Genomic DNA, 16,836 nt, shown 5'->3' on the forward strand with positions numbered 1-16,836 from the left:
CCCCCGAGGTAGATCTTACTGCTGCACCACCGCGGCGTCGGCAGGCGGTTTGGGTTTCATCAAGCTGAAGTCGATCAGTGCCTTGCTCTGGCGCGAGTAAGGGTCGCCGATCAGCAGCGGCCGCGCCTTGAAGCTGTCGTTGACCAGGCTGCGGCTCGGGTCCAGCTCATTGAAGCTCAGGCCCGCCAGGTCCGCCCAGGTGTGTATCAACTGCGAGCTGCTGTAAGGCCGACTGAGGTCGGAAGCAAAGCTCCAATCATGGGTTTCCCGCCACTTTGGCGAGGCCCAGGCCATGAACGGGATGGTGTACATCGGCGCTGTCGGCTTGGCTTCGTTGCGTCCCAGGGTGTCGTGCCCGACAGAATCGAAGACGTCCTCGCCGTGGTCCGACAGATACAGCAGGAAGCCGTTGGGGTCGGTCTTGGCGTAGTCCTTGATCAGGCTGGAAACTACAAAGTCGTTGTACAGGACGGCGTTGTCGTAGCTGTTGTAAGTGGGTACCTGATCGTCGCGCACGCCGGCTGGTACGCCCTGGCGATCGGTGAACTTGTCGAAGCTTGGCGGGTAGCGGTACTGGTAGCTCATGTGAGTGCCCAGCAGGTGCACCACGATGAACTTGCGTGGCGCGCTGTCGGCCAGGGCCTTGGTGAAGGGCTCGAGCACGTCGCCGTCGTACTGGCGGGCGTTCTGGTTGCGGTTGTTGTTCAGGTACACCTGCTGATCCGCCTGCTCGGAGAAGGTGGTGAGCATGGTGTTGCGCTTGGTCATGGTCTGCTGGTTGGTGATCCAGTAGGTCTTGTAGCCCGCTTGCTTCATTACGCTGACCAGTGACGGCGTCTTGAGGTACAGGTCGGGGTTTTCTTCGTCGGCGAAGGTCAGTACCTGCTGCAACGCCTCGATGGTGTAGGGGCGTGGGGTGATGACGTTGTTGAAGACCGCCAACTGGTCTTTGAGCTTGTCCAGCTCCGGGGTGGTCTGGCGCGGGTAGCCGTAGAGGCTCATGCGCTGCCGGTTGGTCGACTCGCCGATCACCAGCACCAGGGTCGCCGGCTGGCCAGCCATGCTGTCCTTGAGGTTGGTCAGTGGCGGGATCTTGCTGACACTGTCGAGCATGCCTTGCATGCCGTCCAGTTGCTCACGGTAGCGGCGGTAGGCAACCAGCATCTGCCAGGGCACGGCGGGCTCGATCCGGGTTTCGAATTTTTCCAGGCCAAGGGCAACGGTGTCGGCGCGGGAGATCTGCTTGACCAGCGGGTAGCCGACAATCACCAGCAGGATCGCCGTAGCGGCGATCAGGCCCTGGGCCCGAGGCAGGTAGACCGGGCGCAGGCGGCTCCAGAGGAAGATTGCGAATGCGGTGTGGGCAATGAACGCCAGCAGCATCCACCAGGCAAAGTACTGGGTCAGGTATTCACCGGCTTCCGAGGGGTTGGACTCGAACATGATGAAGATGACGCTTTGCGAGAACTCTTGCTGATAGATGAAGAAGTAGCCCAGGCTGGCCATGGAACAGGCCCAGAGCACTACGCCGATTACCGCGGCCATGACTTTGGTGCGTGCCGGGAACAGCAGCATCGGCGCGAGCCAGATGGCACTCATGAAGAACGCCTGGCGAAAGCCGGTGAATCCGGAGGTGTCGGTGAGCTGGATCAGCAGCTGGGTGATGCCCGAGAAATACCAGAAGAACAGGAACAGCCAGAGCAGTCCCATCCAGTCAAAACCTTTCGCAGATGTACCACTGCGTTTGAACAATGCCATTCAGCGCTCCCTAGGAATCCATGATCATTGCGCGCCGGCTGGGCGTCGCTCATGAGGGCCGTCCTCGTGTAACAAAACGGCCACAATGGCCTGGAGTATCGATAGGCAAGTGTGAAAACTTTGTGACAGAGGCGTTGGATTTTTGTGGGTTCAGCGGTGCGCTGCCCGGCGTTCAACAGGGGCTGGCAACTATTGCGCTGAAAACGTCATGGCATGCAACAACGGGCGGCTGCAGATGAACGCAGGGCAGGCCTGCGCTCGACGTTCGAGTCTCAGCTCGCGGAGGAAAGGTGCAGCGCTTGCGCTTGCTCCTGGTGCTGCAGTTGCAGGCGCAACTGGGCAAGTTCCTGTTGCAACTGATCGCGCTGGTCTTTGAGTTGACGCAGTTCGTCACGGCGGATGGTGACGTACAGGGTTTGTGCAGGTCGTGCTGGTAGTACGGTGCCCATTGCTCACCTCGCAAATGGCGTGTCTCAACTATGCTTCGTTGTCCGCATTCCTTGCGCAAAGCATTATCGGCGGCAATTTTATTTCTTTTTTTGGCAAAGGGAACTTTTTATTTTTCGGGGTCTTTGTGCCTTCCAAGTGATTTACGTCGTTATCCACCCAAGGATTTGGAAACTTCGTCCAGAGTGTTGGGACTAATCCTCAATAAGGCCGTGTCGGACGGGGTATTGAGTGGGGCCTTTGCAGGCCGTGTTGGCTGCAGGTCGCTACAGAAAGTCGCTTTATGTCTGAAGATTGCGCTGTCTTGGGGCTTTTTGCCTTGTATAGTTGCGCACCTTGAAGTTTCACCCGGCCCCATGGGCTACACATTTTTGATTTGAATTTTTTGCAGTAGGAGCATCAGCACATGCAACTGGGGATTATTGGACTGGGCCGCATGGGCGGCAACATTGCACGGCGCTTGATGCTCAATGGGCACGAAACCGTAGTCTTTGACCGCAACAGCGACTTTGTCAGCACCCTGGCCGCAGAAGGCGCCAAGGGCGTCGCCGACCTGCCAGCGCTGGTAGCCGGCCTGGAACAACCGCGCGCGGTCTGGGTCATGCTGCCCGCCGGCGCACCTACCGAAGAAACCATCGACACCCTGAGCCAGTTGCTGGCCCCGGGCGACGTGATCATCGACGGCGGCAACACCTACTACAAGGACGATATCCGTCGCGCTCGGGACCTGGCGCAAAAGGGCCTGAAGTACATCGACGTCGGCACCTCCGGCGGCGTCTGGGGCCTGGAACGCGGCTACTGCATGATGATCGGCGGCGATGCCGATGAAGTGCTGCGCCTGGATCCTTTGTTCAGCGCTCTGGCCCCGGGCCTGGGTTCGATTGCGCGGACCAAGGATCGGGTGGCTACCGATGACCGTGCCGAGCGCGGCTATATCCATGCGGGTCCCGCCGGTTCCGGGCACTTCGTCAAGATGATCCACAACGGCATCGAGTACGGAATGATGCAGGCCTTCGCCGAGGGCTTCGACATCCTCAAGACCAAGTCTTCGGAAAACCTCCCGGAAGACCAGCGTTTTGACCTCAACGTGGGCGACATCGCCGAAGTCTGGCGCCGTGGCAGCGTGGTGTCCTCGTGGTTGCTGGACCTGACTGCCGACGCCCTGGCCAGCGACCCGAAACTTGACGGTTTCTCCGGCTCCGTGGCCGATAGCGGTGAAGGCCGCTGGACCATCGAGGCCGCCATGGAGCAATCGGTGCCGGTTCCGGTGCTGTCCAACTCGTTGTTCTCCCGCTACCGTTCGCGCGGCCAAGGTACCTACGGCGACAAAGTGCTGTCGGCCATGCGCTTCGGCTTTGGCGGCCATGTGGAGACTGGGAAGAAATGACCTCAACGCGAAAGAAGTCCAAGGCGTTGCCGGCGCCGCCGACCACGCTATTCCTGTTCGGTGCCCGCGGTGATCTGGTCAAGCGCCTGTTGACCCCCGCGCTGTACAACCTGAGCCGTGACGGCTTGCTGGATGAGGGATTGCGGATTGTCGGCGTCGACCACAACGCAGTGAGCGACGCTGAGTTCGCCACCCTGCTGGAAGACTTCCTTCGCGATGAAGTACTTAACAAACAAGGGCAGGGGGCGTCTGTGGACGCCGCTGTCTGGGCCCGGCTGACCCGTGGGATCAGCTATGTCCAGGGCGACTTCCTCGATGACGCCACCTACGTTGAGCTGGCGGCCCGGATTGCCGCCAGCGGCACTGGCAATGCGGTGTTCTACCTGGCCACCGCGCCGCGCTTCTTCAGTGAAGTGGTGCAGCGCCTCGCGACTTCGGGGCTGCTCAAGGAAGGGCCGGAGACGTTTCGCCGGGTGGTGATCGAGAAGCCCTTCGGCTCCGACCTGCAGACCGCCGAAGCCCTCAACGCCTGCCTGCTCAAGGTGATGAGCGAAAAGCAGATCTATCGCATCGACCATTACCTGGGCAAGGAAACCGTCCAGAACATTCTGGTCAGCCGTTTTTCCAACAGCCTGTTCGAGGCGTTCTGGAACAACCATTACATCGACCACGTGCAGATCACCGCGGCGGAAACCGTCGGGGTCCAAACCCGTGGCAGCTTTTATGAACACACCGGCGCCCTGCGCGACATGGTGCCCAACCATCTGTTCCAGTTACTGGCGATGGTGGCCATGGAACCGCCCGCGGCCTTTGGCGCCGATGCGGTGCGTGGCGAGAAGGCCAAGGTCGTGGGGGCGATCCGTCCCTGGTCCATGGAAGAGGCCCGGACCAACTCGGTACGTGGCCAATACAGTGCCGGTGAAGTGGCCGGTAAAACCCTGGCGGGTTACCGCGAGGAGGCCAACGTGGCACCGGACAGCCACACCGAAACCTATGTCGCCTTGAAGGTGATGATCGATAACTGGCGCTGGGTTGGGGTGCCGTTCTACCTGCGCACCGGCAAGCGCATGAGTGTGCGCGACACCGAGATCGTCATCTGCTTCAAGCCGGCGCCTTACGCGCAATTTCGCAATACCGAGGTCGAGCGCCTGTCGCCGACCTACCTGCGGATCCAGATTCAACCCAACGAAGGCATGTGGTTCGACCTGCTGGCGAAAAAACCCGGGCCGAGCCTCGACATGGCCAACATCGAACTGGGCTTCGCCTACCGCGACTTCTTCGAAATGCAGCCGTCCACCGGTTACGAAACCCTGATCTACGACTGCCTGATCGGTGACCAGACGCTGTTTCAGCGAGCGGACAACATCGAGAACGGCTGGCGTGCGGTGCAACCCTTTCTCGACGCCTGGAAGCAGGACGCAGCCTTGCAGAGTTACCCTGCGGGCGAGGATGGTCCGGCCGCGGGTGATGAGTTGCTGGCCCGGGACGGCCGCGTCTGGCACACCCTCGGATGAGTGGCGTGAAGGCGCGCCCCATCGAATTTCTGCTGAGCGACTTGGACGGCACGCTGCTGCGGCCGGATCACAGCCTGAGCCCGCGTACCCTCGACGCGGTCCGGGCCTTGCGCGATGCCGGTGTCGCTTTCAGCCTGGCCAGCGGGCGTCCGCCCCGGGCCATGTTGCAGCAGATCGAGGCGCTGGGTGTGGACTTGCCCACCGTGGGCTTCAACGGGGGCAGCATCGTCAACCCCGATGGCAGCTGCCTGGTTCGCCACCACGTGCCTGTGGCAGCGGCAGTCACTGCCTTGCTGTTGTTCGAAGCGCAACCGGGTATCGAAACCTGGGTGTTTGCCGACGATCAATGGCTACTGCGTGACCTCGACGGGCCGTTGATGCCCCTTGAGCGTCAGGCACTGGGGTATGCGCCGAAAGTGGTGGGCAGTTTCGACGAGTACCTGCCGCGCATCGACAAGATTGTGGCCGCCAGCAGTGACCATCGGTTGTTGATGGCGCTGGAAACCCGGCTGCAGGCGCGGACTTCTGGGCAGGCCCAGGCCTCCCGTTCGCAACCACGCTTCCTTGATGTCACCGCGTTGCAGGCGGACAAGGGCCAGGCCCTGGTAACCCTGGCCAAGTACCTCGGAGTGCCCCTGGAGCGCACGGCGGCCCTGGGTGATGGCGGCAATGACCCGGCGATGTTCCAGCGTGCCGGTTTGTCGATTGCCATGGGCCAGGCGGAGGAACAGGTCAAGCGCCAGGCCGATGTGATCACCGGCAGCAACCTGGAAGACGGCGCCGCCGAGGCGATCGAGCGTTACATCCTCCAGCGCTGACGCAGGCTGTGCTAACCGGGCCTGCCGAAGCCCTCTCGCCATCAAGGGCTGCCCCATCGGACGCAGCCTTCGCCGGCCACTGGGTCCTTACAGCCAGTAACTCACCGCATACCAGCCCAGCAACCCCATCACCACGGTGTAAGGCAGGGCCATCCAGACCATCCGTCCATAGGACAGGCGCACCAGTGGTGCAATCGCTGAGGTCAGCAGGAACAGGAAGGCCGCCTGGCCATTGGGTGTGGCCACGCTCGGCAGGTTGGTGCCGGTGTTGATGGCGATGGCCAGGGTCTCGAAGTGTTCACGGCTCATCTGCCCGGAGATAAAGGCCTGCTTCACTTCGGTGATGTAGATGGTGGCGACGAACACGTTGTCACTGATGGCCGACAACAGGCCATTGGCGATGAACAGCATGCCCGGCTGTTGATCCGCCGGCAGCGCCAGCACCCACTCGATCAACGGAGTGAACAACTGCTGCTGGTGAATCACCGCCACCACGGCAAAGAACACCACCAGCAACGCGGTGAAGGGCATGGCGTCCTTGAAGGCGTTGCCCACCCGGTGCTCATCGGTAATCCCGGTGAAGGCGGTGATCAGCACGATCACCAGCAGGCCGATCAGCCCGACCTCGGCCACATGCAGGGCCAGGCCGACGATCAGGATCAGCGCGGCCAAACCTTGAACCAGCAACGCCGCCCGCTGGCGCGAGGTGCGCTGGGCGTTGTCTTCCGCGGCGTAGTTGGCCAGCACCTGGCGCACATTGTCCGGCAGCAAAGTGCCGTAGCCGAACCAGCGCAGTTTCTCCAGCAGTACGCAGGTCACCAGGCCGGCCACCAGTACCGGCAGCGACACCGGCGCCACCTTGCTGAAGAAGTCGACGAAGTGCCAGCCCATTTCATGACCGATCAACAGGTTCTGCGGTTCGCCCACCAGGGTGCACACACCACCCAGGGCCGTACCTACGGCGCCGTGCATCAGCAGGCTGCGCAAGAACGCACGGAACTGCTCCAGGTCGTCGTGATGCAGGGCCGGCAGCTGCTGGTCATCACCAAAGGCGCTGTCCTGGCGCGGATCGTTGCCGGAGGCCACCCGGTGATACACCGAATAGAAACCCACAGCGGCGCTGATGATCACCGCGGTGACGGTCAGCGCGTCGAGAAAGGCCGACAGGAATGCCGACAGAAAGCAGAACAGCAGCGCCAGCAACGCCTTGGAACGCACCCCCAGCAGCAACCGGGAGAACAGGAACAGCAGCAACTCCTTCATGAAGTAGATACCGGCCACCATGAACATCAGCAGCAGGATCACCGGGAAGTTGTGCACCAGTTCGTCGTACAGCGCCTGGGGCGTGGCCATGCCCAGTAGCATGGCCTCCACCAGCAACAGGCCGCCGGGCATTAGCGGATAGCACTTGAGGGCCATGGCCAGGGTGAAGATGAACTCGATTACCAGGCACCAGCCGGCCGCCGCCGGGCTGACGGTGTAGAACAGCAGGGGATTGAGCAGCAGGAAGGCGACAATGCTGGCCTTGTACCAGCGGGGCGAGTGGCCGAGAAAATTATGGGCGAACGCCTGGGCCATTGAACCGGACATTGGCTGCTCCTTTGCAGTAAGAAGCGCGCAACTTGCCGCAAGCCGGTTTTAGAATCAAGAAACGATGAAATCTTTTGCCACAATTATCTTCTGGTTCCCCTAGGAACCGGCAGCCAGCTCCCAGGAGAGGTGTGGGGGGCAAAGGACTCAGTCGTCGCGTTTGACCACCAGGGTCAGGATGTCGTAGCTGGCCACCAATTCGCCCAACTGGTTGGTGACTTCCACATCCCAGGCCACCACGCCCTGAGGAATGCCCTGGGGACTGGTTTTACCCTGGTCAATCTTGCGCTTGCAGGTCAACCGGGCCTGGATGGTGTCGCCAATGCCCACCGGGTTAATGAAGCGCAGGGTGTCCAGGCCGTAGTTGGCCAGCACCGGGCCGGGCGCTGGCGAGACGAACAGCCCGGCCGCTGCCGAGAGCACGAAGTAGCCATGGGCGATGCGCTTGCCGAATTGCGATTCCTTGGCCGCGATGTCATCGAAGTGCATATAGAAGTGGTCACCGGACAGGCAGCCGAAGTTCACCAAGTCGGCTTCGGTGACTGTGCGCCGATGGGTCAGCAGCGATTCGCCGATCTGCAAGTCCTGGAAGTAACGGCGGAACGGATGGACCTCGGTCTCGATCACTTTGGCGCCGCGCACGTATTCCCCAGTGACAGCTGCCAGCATGCTCGGCGAACCCTGGACCGCGGCCCGTTGCAGGTAGTGTTTCACCGCGCGCAGGCCGCCCAGCTCTTCGCCACCACCGGCCCGGCCCGGGCCGCCGTGTTTCAGTTGTGGCAGGGGCGAGCCGTGGCCGGTGGACTCGGCGGCAGACTCGCGGTCCAGCACCAGCAGGCGCCCGTGCCAGGCCGCTGCGACAGGGATCGCCCGGGCCGCGATGCGTGGGTCCTTGGTGACCAGGCTGGCCACCAGGCTGCCTTTGCCGCGCGCGGCCAGGACCAGCGCTTCATCCAGATCGTCGTAGGTCATCAGGGTGCTGACCGGGCCGAACGCCTCGATGTCGTGAGCACCGCCTTCGGCATGGGGATCGCGGGCACGCAGCAGGGTCGGGGCGAAAAATGCGCCCTGGTTGACGTTTTCGCCACGCGGCGCAAAGCCGTCCTTGGCACCAAACAGTAGGTCGCTGCTGCGCAGCAGGCTCTGCAGGCGCTCGGTGACGTCACGTTGCTGGTCGTGGGAAGCCAGTGGGCCCATGCGCACCCCTTCCACCGATGGGTCGCCGACCACCACCTTGGCCAGGCGTGCGCGCAGGCGTTCGGCCACGGCATCGATGTGCTTGGCCGGAACGATGGCGCGGCGGATCGCGGTGCATTTCTGGCCGGCCTTGACCGTCATTTCCCGAGCGACTTCCTTGATGAACAGTTCGAACTCCTCATCGTCCGGGCTCACGTCCGGGGCGAGGATGGCGCAGTTCAGCGAGTCGGCCTCGGCGTTGAACGGCACCGAATGGCGGATCAGGTTGGGGTTGACCCGCAGCTTGGCGGCGGTATCGGCCGAACCGGTGAAGGTCACCACATCCTGGCCTTGCAGCCGGTCCAGCAGGTCGCCGGTGCCACCGATCACCAGTTGCAGGCTGCCGGCAGGCAGCAGGCCCGACTCATCCATCAGGCGTACCACGGCTTGCGTCAGGTAGCTGGTGGAGCTGGCGGGCTTGACGATGCACGGCATACCGGCGAGGAAGCTGGGAGCGAATTTTTCCAACATGCCCCAGATCGGGAAGTTGAAGGCGTTGATGTGCACCGCCAGGCCACCCCGGGGCACCAGGATATGGGTACCGGCGAAGCTTCCCAGTTTACTCAGTGACAGCGCCGGGCCTTCGTGGACGATGTTGCCCGAGGGCAGTTCCCGGGAACCCAGGCCGGAGTAGGTGAACAGGGTGCTGTTGCCGCCCTCGATATCGATCCAGCTGTCGGCCCGGGTCGCGCCGCTGTGGTGGGACAGGGCGTACAACTGTTCCTTGCGCTCGCTGAGGTACAGGGCCAGGGCCTTGAGCCGTTGCGCCCGTTGCTGGAAATCCAGCGCCATCAGCGCCGCGACACCCTGGCGCCGAGCGTGCTCGACAGCTTCGGCAAAGTCCGGGCGTTCTTCGTGGATGCGCGCCAGTTCGTGGCCGTCAATCGCGCTGCGCAGGACCTGGGCAGCGTGTTGGCCAATCCAGCGACCGGCGATGAAGCTTTGCAGCGTAGGGGCGTGAGTCATCACGATTGCTCCGGAAGAAAAAAACGGCCGGCGCCCGTTCGGCGCCGGTTGGGGTTTACCAAAGGGCCAGGGTGTAACCGACGATCAGGCGGTTCTCATCCAGGGCGGTGGTCAGGCCGTTGCCCGAGCGAAAGGTCACGTTGCGCCAGCGCAGGCTGACGTCCTTGAGCACTCCGCTCTGGATCACGTAGGTGATGTCGGTGTCGCGTTCCCACTCGCGGCCGTTGTCCACGGCGCCGGCCTTGGCGTGACGGCCGTCGGTGTAGCGGGTCATGAAGCTCAGGCCGGGCACGCCGAGGGCGGCGAAGTTGTAGTCGTAGCGCAGTTGCCAGGAGTCCTCGTCAGCCCGGGTGTAGGTGTTGTAGGTCACCAGGTTGACCACGTACGGGTCGCCGCCGTTAAGGAACGGAAAGGCACTGTCGCCGGACAGTTGCTGCCAGGTGGCGCTGACTTTATGGGCGCCATGAGCCAGGGTGAACATGCTGTTGAAGTTGCGGTTGTCGATGCGCCCGGCGCGCTCGATGCCGTCGCCGCGACTGTCGAAGTAACGCAGGTCGCTGCGCAGGCTGAAGCCGTTGCCCAGGGGCTGGGTGTGCAGCAGGCCGACAAATTGCTGGCGATAGATCTGGTCCAGCTTGGCGTAGTAGTAGCTCAGGCTCAGTTGCGGGTTGAAGGCGTAGCTGCCGCCGGCGAAGTCGAAGTGATCGCTGGTGGCGGCGCCGTAGCCGATGTCATCGTTGCTCGATGAGTCACGCAGGTTGGTCTTGGTCAGGCGCCCGGCATTCAGGGTCAGGTCGCGAATGTCCTGGCTGGTCAGCAGGCCGCCCTGGAAGGTCGAGCCCAACAGGCGAGTATCGTTGTAGGTGACCACCGGCAGCAAAGGTTGCAGGGTGCCGATTTTCAGCACGCTGTCGGCCACGCGGACCTTGCCGGTCAGGCCCAGCTCGCTGAACTGGTCCGCCGGTTCATGGCTGTCGCGCCCATATGGCAGCAGCCCAGTGCCACGGCGGTCGGGGCTGGAATCAAGCTTGAGCCCCAATTCGCCGAGGGCATCCAGGCCGAAACCGAAGGTGCCTTCGGTGAATCCGGAGGTGATGCGCGCGGTAAAGCCCTGGGCCCATTCCTCGGCCTTGGACTGCGCCGCGTTGTGTTGGCGGAAGTCGCGGTTGATGTAGTGATTGCGCATTTCCAGGCGCGCGCTGCTGTCACTGACAAAGTCGGCCTGGGCCGGTGGGGCGAACAGCGGCAGACTGGCGGCCGTCAGCAGGTACAGCGGAGTTTTGCGCGCATTGAGGTAAACGGGGTGCATTATTTTTATTCCCTGTTATCAAGCCAATGTCAGTGTTTGCTGGCGCTGGAAGCGCCGATCCCGGTCATGGAGCGGATGAACTGCGCCAGGTAGCGCCCGCGTTCCAGATCTGCCCGAGCCGAACGGTCGGTGACCGAGAACAGCCAGGCACAGGCAAATGCCAGGCTCATGGAGAACAGGGCCGGGTTGGAGTAAGGGAACAGTGCGTGTTCGTGGTGCAGGACGTTGACCCACACCGCGGGGCTGAGCACCAGCAGGACAATCGCCGAGACCAGCCCGGCCATGCTGCCGCTGACGGCACCACGGGTGGTCAGGCCTTTCCAGAACATCGACAGGAACAGCACCGGGAAGTTGACCGAAGCGGCAATCGCCAGTACCAGCCCGGAAAGGAAGGCAATGTTCTGCGACTCGAACAGCAGGCCGAGGATGATCGCCAGCACACCAATGCACAGAGTGGCGATCCGCGAGACGCGGATTTCCTGTTTTTCCGTGGCCTGGCCTTTGCGAATCACACAGGCATACAGGTCGTGGGACACCGCCGACGCGCCGGACAAGGCCAGCCCGGCCACTACCGCGAGGATGGTGGCGAAGGCCACCGCCGAGATGAAACCGAGAAACAGGTTGCCGCCCACCGCCTGTGCCAGGTGCACGGCGATCATGTTGGCGCCGCCGACGATGGCACCGCTGGCGTCGCGGTACTCGGGCTCGGTGCCGACCATGACGATGGCGCCAAAGCCGACCACGATCAGCAGCAGGTAGAAGTAACCAATGAAACCGGTGGCGTAGAACACGCTCTTGCGCGCTTCCTTGGCGTCGCTGACGGTGAAGAAGCGCATGAGGATGTGCGGTAGGCCGGCGGTGCCGAACATCATGCCCAGTCCCAGGGAGATAGCGTCGATGGGGTTCGACAGCAAGCCGCCAGGGGCCATGATGGCCGTGCCCTTGGTGTGTACCGCTGTGGCCCCGGCGAACATGGCCTCGATACTGAAGCCAAAGTGCTTGAGCACCATGAAGGCCATGAAGGTGGTGCCGAACAGCAGCATCACCGCCTTGATGATCTGTACCCACGTGGTCGCCAGCATGCCGCCGAAAGTCACGTAGAACACCATCAGCACGCCCACCAGCATCACTGCATAGAGGTAGCTGATACCGAACAGCAATTCGATCAGCTTGCCGGCGCCGACCATCTGCGCCACCAGGTACATTAGCGCCACGGTCAGGGTGCCGAAGGCCGAGGTCAGGCGCACCGGCGTCTGCTCCAGGCGGTAGGAGACCACGTCGGCAAAGGTGTATTTGCCCAAGTTGCGCAGGCGCTCGGCGATCAGGAACAGAATGATCGGCCAGCCGGCCAACACCCCCAGGGCATACAGCAGGCCGTCGTAGCCGTTGAGGAACATCATTGCCGAGATGCCGAGGAAGGACGCTGCGGAAATCATGTCGCCGGCAATCGCCAGGCCGTTCTGGAAGCCGCTCATGCCGCCGCCGGCGGTGTAGAAATCACTGGCCGAGCGGGTGCGCAGGGCGGCCCAGCGCGTGACTCCGAGGGTAAACAGCACAAACACCAGGAACATGCCGATGGCGTTCCAGTTCAACGGTCGTGCACTGCCTTCTGCGGCCAGCGCAAGATCGCTGAGCAACAGGCCGGGCAGCAGGAATAACGCCGGCAGTGCTTTCATTGAGCGCACTCCTGCTTGAGTTTTTCATTCAGCGGGTCGATCACATGGTTGGCGCGGTAGACATAAAAGCCGGTCAAGGCGAAGGCCAGCAGCACGATCACTACGCCCACCAGCATGCCGACCGTGGTCACTCCGCCATTGAGCGACCGACCCAGGGTGCTGGGGGAGAACGCCACCAGCAGCACGAAGCCGTAATAGATCACCAGCATGGCCAGGGTCAGGGACCAATAGAGCTTCTGTTTGCGTCGTACCAGTTGGATAAAGTCCGGGTGCAGGCGGATTTGTTCTATTTCTTGCGGGGTCATGGGGGCGCTCTCTTGCTGTTGTTTTTATTGTTTGGGCGTAGGCCTTGCTGGCGCCGGTGAGCCGGCGCCTGTGCACGCAGCTGTCTAGAGTTGGTCGAAGTCCAACACCACCTTGGCGCTGACCGGGTATGACTGGCAGGACAGCACGTAGCCGGCCGCCACTTCGTAGTCTTCCAGGGCGTGGTTGCTGTCCATGTCCACCTCGCCTTCGATGACCTTGCACTTGCAGGTCGAGCACACCCCGGCCCGGCACGAATAGGGCAGCTCGGCACCCTGGGCATTGCCGGCGTCGAGGATGCTCTGGGTGTTGCGCGGCAGGTCGAAGGCCAGGGCGCGGCCGTCACTGATCACGGTGATCTGGCTGACGGCGGCATCAATCTGCCGCGCGGCCTCACGGGCTTGACGTTTGTGTTGGCTGCCGGCGGCGGCAAACAGTTCGAAATGGATGCGCTCGGCCAGCATGCCCTGGGCCTTGAGGCTGTCGCGTACCGCTTCGGTCATTTCCTGTGGACCGCAAATAAAGGCCGCGTCCAGGGTCTTGACGTCGAGCCAGCGGGAAAACAACTGCTGGCATTTGTCGGCAGTGATCCGGCCGTTGTAGAGGTCGATGTCTTGTTGCTCGCGGCTGAATACGAAGATCAGGTTCAGGCGTTGCAGGTAGCGGTTCTTCAGGTCTTCGAGCTGTTCGCGAAACAGTGCGCTGGAGCTGGAGCGGTTGCCGTAAAGCAGGGTCACGCGGCTATGGGGTTCGGTTTCCAGGGTGGTCTTGATGATCGACAGGATCGGCGTGATGCCGCTGCCAGCGGCGACTGCCAGGTAGTGGCCGTGGTGGGCCGGATCGAGTTCAACGTGGAAGTGCCCGGCGGGCGGCATCACTTCCAGTTGCTGGCCAGCCTTGAGCTGTTCATTGGCGAAGGCCGAGAAGCGTCCGCCGGCCACGCGCTTGATCGCGATGCGCAATTCGCCGTCATTGACCCCGGTGCAGATCGAATAGGAACGGCGCACTTCCTCGCCATCCATATGGGTACGCATCACCAGGTGCTGACCCTGGGTGAAGTGGAAGCTGTCCTGCAGGTGTTGCGGAATCTCGAAGGCGATGGACACCGCGTCGCGGGTTTCGCTGCGTACATCCTTGATCGTCAGGCTGTGGAATTTACTCATGGTGACTCTCCCTCTGACACGGCCGGCGGCCGTTCAGATGCACTTGAAATAGTCGAACGGCTCCAGGCATTCGCGGCAGCGATACAGGGCCTTGCAGGCGGTTGAGCCGAACTCGCTGAGGCGCTCGGTGTGCTCGCTGCCGCACTGTGGACAGGCCACGTGTGGGCTCTGCCCCAGGAGGCTGCGTTTACTGGTGCTGGACTCTGGCGGGGCGATGCCATAGGCCCGCAGGCGCTGGCGGCCAGTCTCGGTGATCCAGTCGGTGCTCCAGGCCGGGGTCAGCTTGCGTTGCAGCTGTGGGGCACGAAATCCGGCGAGCTCCAGGGCGGCGCGGATATCGCTTTCGATCACCTCGGTGGCCGGGCAGCCGGAGTAGGTCGGGGTCACCACCACGTGCAAGTGACCGTCGCGCCAGTCCAGGTCGCGGACGATGCCCAGGTCGACCACGCTGACCACCGGCACTTCCGGATCCATGACCTGATTCAGGGTCGCCCAGGCAGCGTCCAGGTCGCCGGCGTATACCGCGCGGGCGCCCTGGTCGCTGGCGATCAGCTCACCAGGTCGCATCGGGGTAGGCTCGCGGCAGGGACTGCATTTCTGCCAGCAGAATGCCCAGGTGTTCGCTGTGCAGGCCGCGACGGGCGTCAAGGTAGAAGTAACTGGCGGCGGCGGGCAGGGGCAGGGTGGCGTTGGCAAATGTCTCGGCCACTTGCGCCTGCCAGGCGGCGGCGACTGCTGCGGTTTCGGGGATCAGGCCGGCCTGGTGCAGGCGATTTTCGCTGTCGTCAGCGCTGCTCAGCTCGACGGTAAAACGCCACAGCAAGGGGATGGCATCGAGCATGCGCTGGTGGCTTTCCTCGGTGCCGTCGCCCAGGCGCTCGACCCATTCAGCGGAGCGGCGCAAGTGATAGGTGACTTCCTTGACGGCTTTGGCGGCGATCCCGGCGATGCGCTCGTCACCGCTTGTGCTCAGGCCCTTGAGCACTTGCAGGTGCCAGGCGTCATACAGGAACTGCTTGAGCATGGTCACGGCGAAATCGCCGTTGGGCTGTTCCACCAGCAGCAGGTTGCGGTAGGCGCGCTCATCGCGATGGAATGCCAGGCGGTCGGCATCGCGGCCGTCATCCAGCAGTTCCGCGGCGTAGTCCAGCCAGTTGCGGGCCTGGCCCACCAGGTCGAGGCCGACGTTCATCAGGCCCAGTTCTTCTTCCAGGGCCGGCGCGCGTCCGCACCATTGGCACAGACGCTGGCCCTGGATCAGGGCGCTGTCGCCGAGGCGCAGCAGGTAGGGGAGCAGATCGGTTTGAATGGTCATGGTCGGCCTCACATGTGTCCGACTTCAGGCGGCAGCTCGTAAAAGCTGGCGTGGCGATAGACCTTGTCGTCGGCGGGATCGAACAGCGGGTCCTTGTCGTCCGGGGACGAGGCGACGATCAGCGCCGAAGGCACCACCCATAGGCTCACGCCTTCGCTGCGGCGGGTGTAGAGGTCACGGGCGTTCTCGATGGCCATGGTGTTGTCGGCGGCATGCACGCTGCCGACGTGTTTGTGGTTGAGGCCGTGCTTGCTGCGCACGAAGACTTCGAACAGGGTCCATTCAGACATCAGGGTGTCTCCACATCAGGCGTTGGATCGCGGTTGGGCGAATCAGGCGGCGTTTTTATTGGTTTTCTTGCGGGCATGAGCGACCGCGGCTGCGCGGACCCAGGCTCCGTCCTCGATGGCCTTGCGCCGGGTGGCGAGGCGTTCCTGGTTGCACGGGCCATTGCCCTTGAGCACTTCGTAGAATTCGTCCCACTGGATGTCACCGAAGTCGTAGTGGCCGCGCTCGGCGTTCCACTCAAGGTCCGGATCGGGGCAGGTGCAACCCAGCAGTTCAAGCTGCGGGATGGTCTGGTCGATGAAGCGTTGGCGCAGCTCGTCGTTGCTTTGGCGCTTGATCTTCCAGGCCATGGACTGGGCACTGTTGGGCGAGTGTTCGTCACTCGGGCCGAACATCATCAGGGCCGGCCACCACAGGCGGTTGATGGCGTCCTGGACCATGTCTTTTTGCGCCTGGTTGCCTTCGCGCATCATGGTCAGGAGGATTTCGTAGCCCTGGCGCTGGTGGAAGCTCTCTTCCTTGCAGATCCGCACCATGGCCCGGGAGTAGGGGCCGTAGGAGGTGCGCTGCAACACCACCTGGTTGACGATTGCGGCGCCATCCACCAGCCAGCCCACGGCGCCCATGTCCGCCCAGTTCAGGGTCGGGTAGTTGAAGATGCTTGAGTACTTGGCGCGGCCGCTGTGGAGCTTGGCCACTTCTTCGTCGCGATCGGCACCCAGGGTTTCCATGGCGCTGTACAGGTACAGCCCGTGGCCGGCTTCATCCTGGATCTTGGCCATCAGTTGCAGCTTGCGCTTGAGGGTCGGGGCACGGGTGACCCAGTTGCCCTCGGGCAGCATGCCGACGATTTCCGAGTGGGCATGCTGGGAGATTTGCCGGACCAGCGTCTGCCGGTAGGCCTCGGGCATCCAGTTCTTGGCTTCGATCTTGATTTCCCGGTCGATCTTTTCCTGGAAGGTGCGTTCCTGCTCGGACATCTCCTCAAGGCTCTTGATGCGCTTGACCCCGGTTTCTACCAGCTGTGCGTACATGTGTTGTCTCCCGCCGTGAGTGTGTGCCTGGG

The 16,836-nt window shown here is 62.7% G+C and carries 15 protein-coding genes; 3 read left to right on the forward strand and 12 right to left on the reverse strand.

Annotated elements, in window-relative coordinates:
• Nucleotides 1-15: 15 nt before the first annotated feature.
• Nucleotides 16-1,758 (reverse strand): phosphoethanolamine transferase CptA, encoded by a 1,743-nt coding sequence (locus tag GV818_RS04720; RefSeq protein WP_161775917.1) that lies wholly within the window; start codon nucleotides 1,756-1,758, stop codon nucleotides 16-18.
• A 272-nt stretch (nucleotides 1,759-2,030) separates the two neighbouring features.
• On the reverse strand, nucleotides 2,031-2,207 hold the full coding sequence (locus tag GV818_RS34055; protein WP_178124722.1) for a DUF6026 family protein: 177 nt from the start codon (nucleotides 2,205-2,207) through the stop codon (nucleotides 2,031-2,033).
• A gap of 404 nt (nucleotides 2,208-2,611) precedes the next feature.
• Here GV818_RS34055 and gnd point away from each other — a divergent pair, with 404 nt between their 5' ends.
• Genes gnd through GV818_RS04735 form a run of 3 tightly spaced genes read left to right on the forward strand, consistent with a single transcriptional unit; the run spans nucleotide 2,612 to nucleotide 5,924 of the window.
• Nucleotides 2,612-3,592, forward strand: coding sequence for a phosphogluconate dehydrogenase (NAD(+)-dependent, decarboxylating) (gnd, locus tag GV818_RS04725; RefSeq protein ID WP_161754927.1), 981 nt, complete (start codon nucleotides 2,612-2,614; stop codon nucleotides 3,590-3,592).
• Nucleotides 3,589-5,106 (forward strand): glucose-6-phosphate dehydrogenase, encoded by a 1,518-nt coding sequence (gene zwf, locus GV818_RS04730; protein ID WP_161754924.1) that lies wholly within the window; start codon nucleotides 3,589-3,591, stop codon nucleotides 5,104-5,106. The genes gnd and zwf overlap by 4 nt, the downstream gene beginning before the upstream one ends.
• A complete protein-coding gene (locus GV818_RS04735) occupies nucleotides 5,103-5,924 on the forward strand; it encodes a Cof-type HAD-IIB family hydrolase (RefSeq protein WP_161775918.1) in 822 nt (273 codons plus the stop codon). The genes zwf and GV818_RS04735 overlap by 4 nt, the downstream gene beginning before the upstream one ends.
• Before the next feature lie 87 nt (nucleotides 5,925-6,011).
• Here the strand turns inward: GV818_RS04735 and nhaB are convergent, their stop codons facing one another.
• From nhaB to paaA, 10 genes are all read right to left on the reverse strand, one after another.
• Entirely contained in the window at nucleotides 6,012-7,514 is a 1,503-nt protein-coding gene (nhaB, locus tag GV818_RS04740) for a sodium/proton antiporter NhaB (protein WP_161754919.1), read from the reverse strand.
• A 147-nt stretch (nucleotides 7,515-7,661) separates the two neighbouring features.
• Complete coding sequence (paaZ, locus tag GV818_RS04745) at nucleotides 7,662-9,716, reverse strand: phenylacetic acid degradation bifunctional protein PaaZ (protein WP_161775919.1); 2,055 nt, start codon at nucleotides 9,714-9,716, stop codon at nucleotides 7,662-7,664.
• A gap of 55 nt (nucleotides 9,717-9,771) precedes the next feature.
• A complete protein-coding gene (locus GV818_RS04750; protein ID WP_161775920.1) occupies nucleotides 9,772-11,025 on the reverse strand; it encodes an OprD family porin in 1,254 nt (417 codons plus the stop codon).
• Nucleotides 11,026-11,054: 29 nt separating this feature from the next.
• Complete coding sequence (locus GV818_RS04755) at nucleotides 11,055-12,701, reverse strand: cation acetate symporter (RefSeq protein ID WP_161775921.1); 1,647 nt, start codon at nucleotides 12,699-12,701, stop codon at nucleotides 11,055-11,057.
• Complete coding sequence (locus GV818_RS04760) at nucleotides 12,698-13,006, reverse strand: DUF485 domain-containing protein (protein ID WP_161775922.1); 309 nt, start codon at nucleotides 13,004-13,006, stop codon at nucleotides 12,698-12,700. Before GV818_RS04760 ends, GV818_RS04755 begins: the two co-directional genes overlap by 4 nt.
• 84 nt (nucleotides 13,007-13,090) lie before the next feature.
• Nucleotides 13,091-14,167, reverse strand: coding sequence for a 1,2-phenylacetyl-CoA epoxidase subunit PaaE (gene paaE, locus GV818_RS04765; protein ID WP_161754909.1), 1,077 nt, complete (start codon nucleotides 14,165-14,167; stop codon nucleotides 13,091-13,093).
• Nucleotides 14,168-14,200: 33 nt separating this feature from the next.
• On the reverse strand, nucleotides 14,201-14,734 hold the full coding sequence (gene paaD / locus GV818_RS04770; protein ID WP_161775923.1) for a 1,2-phenylacetyl-CoA epoxidase subunit PaaD: 534 nt from the start codon (nucleotides 14,732-14,734) through the stop codon (nucleotides 14,201-14,203).
• Complete coding sequence (gene paaC, locus GV818_RS04775) at nucleotides 14,721-15,482, reverse strand: 1,2-phenylacetyl-CoA epoxidase subunit PaaC (RefSeq protein WP_161754904.1); 762 nt, start codon at nucleotides 15,480-15,482, stop codon at nucleotides 14,721-14,723. The genes paaD and paaC overlap by 14 nt, the downstream gene beginning before the upstream one ends.
• An 8-nt stretch (nucleotides 15,483-15,490) precedes the next feature.
• Nucleotides 15,491-15,772, reverse strand: a complete 282-nt coding sequence (gene paaB, locus GV818_RS04780; RefSeq protein WP_161754902.1) for a 1,2-phenylacetyl-CoA epoxidase subunit PaaB — start codon at nucleotides 15,770-15,772, stop codon at nucleotides 15,491-15,493.
• Nucleotides 15,773-15,814: 42 nt separating this feature from the next.
• A complete protein-coding gene (paaA, locus tag GV818_RS04785; RefSeq protein ID WP_161754900.1) occupies nucleotides 15,815-16,804 on the reverse strand; it encodes a 1,2-phenylacetyl-CoA epoxidase subunit PaaA in 990 nt (329 codons plus the stop codon).
• Between the last annotated feature and the right edge of the window lie 32 nt (nucleotides 16,805-16,836).

Source organism: Pseudomonas sp. Fl4BN1 (assembly GCF_009908285.1).
In the GTDB taxonomy this organism is placed as follows: Bacteria; Pseudomonadota; Gammaproteobacteria; order Pseudomonadales; family Pseudomonadaceae; genus Aquipseudomonas.

Excerpts from the sequence above, each read along its gene's own strand:
- paaA (WP_161754900.1), bottom strand. The coding sequence starts at position 16,804 with ATGTACGCACAGCTGGTAGAAACCGGGGTCAAGCGCATCAAGAGCCTT.
- GV818_RS34055 (WP_178124722.1), bottom strand. The coding sequence starts at position 2,207 with ATGGGCACCGTACTACCAGCACGACCTGCACAAACCCTGTACGTCACC.
- GV818_RS04760 (WP_161775922.1), bottom strand. The coding sequence starts at position 13,006 with ATGACCCCGCAAGAAATAGAACAAATCCGCCTGCACCCGGACTTTATC.
- paaZ (WP_161775919.1), bottom strand. The coding sequence starts at position 9,716 with ATGACTCACGCCCCTACGCTGCAAAGCTTCATCGCCGGTCGCTGGATT.
- paaC (WP_161754904.1), bottom strand. The coding sequence starts at position 15,482 with ATGACCATTCAAACCGATCTGCTCCCCTACCTGCTGCGCCTCGGCGAC.
- paaE (WP_161754909.1), bottom strand. The coding sequence starts at position 14,167 with ATGAGTAAATTCCACAGCCTGACGATCAAGGATGTACGCAGCGAAACC.
- GV818_RS04720 (WP_161775917.1), bottom strand. The coding sequence starts at position 1,758 with ATGGCATTGTTCAAACGCAGTGGTACATCTGCGAAAGGTTTTGACTGG.
- nhaB (WP_161754919.1), bottom strand. The coding sequence starts at position 7,514 with ATGTCCGGTTCAATGGCCCAGGCGTTCGCCCATAATTTTCTCGGCCAC.
- gnd (WP_161754927.1), top strand. The coding sequence starts at position 2,612 with ATGCAACTGGGGATTATTGGACTGGGCCGCATGGGCGGCAACATTGCA.
- GV818_RS04755 (WP_161775921.1), bottom strand. The coding sequence starts at position 12,701 with ATGAAAGCACTGCCGGCGTTATTCCTGCTGCCCGGCCTGTTGCTCAGC.
- zwf (WP_161754924.1), top strand. The coding sequence starts at position 3,589 with ATGACCTCAACGCGAAAGAAGTCCAAGGCGTTGCCGGCGCCGCCGACC.
- GV818_RS04750 (WP_161775920.1), bottom strand. The coding sequence starts at position 11,025 with ATGCACCCCGTTTACCTCAATGCGCGCAAAACTCCGCTGTACCTGCTG.
- paaD (WP_161775923.1), bottom strand. The coding sequence starts at position 14,734 with ATGCGACCTGGTGAGCTGATCGCCAGCGACCAGGGCGCCCGCGCGGTA.
- paaB (WP_161754902.1), bottom strand. The coding sequence starts at position 15,772 with ATGTCTGAATGGACCCTGTTCGAAGTCTTCGTGCGCAGCAAGCACGGC.
- GV818_RS04735 (WP_161775918.1), top strand. The coding sequence starts at position 5,103 with ATGAGTGGCGTGAAGGCGCGCCCCATCGAATTTCTGCTGAGCGACTTG.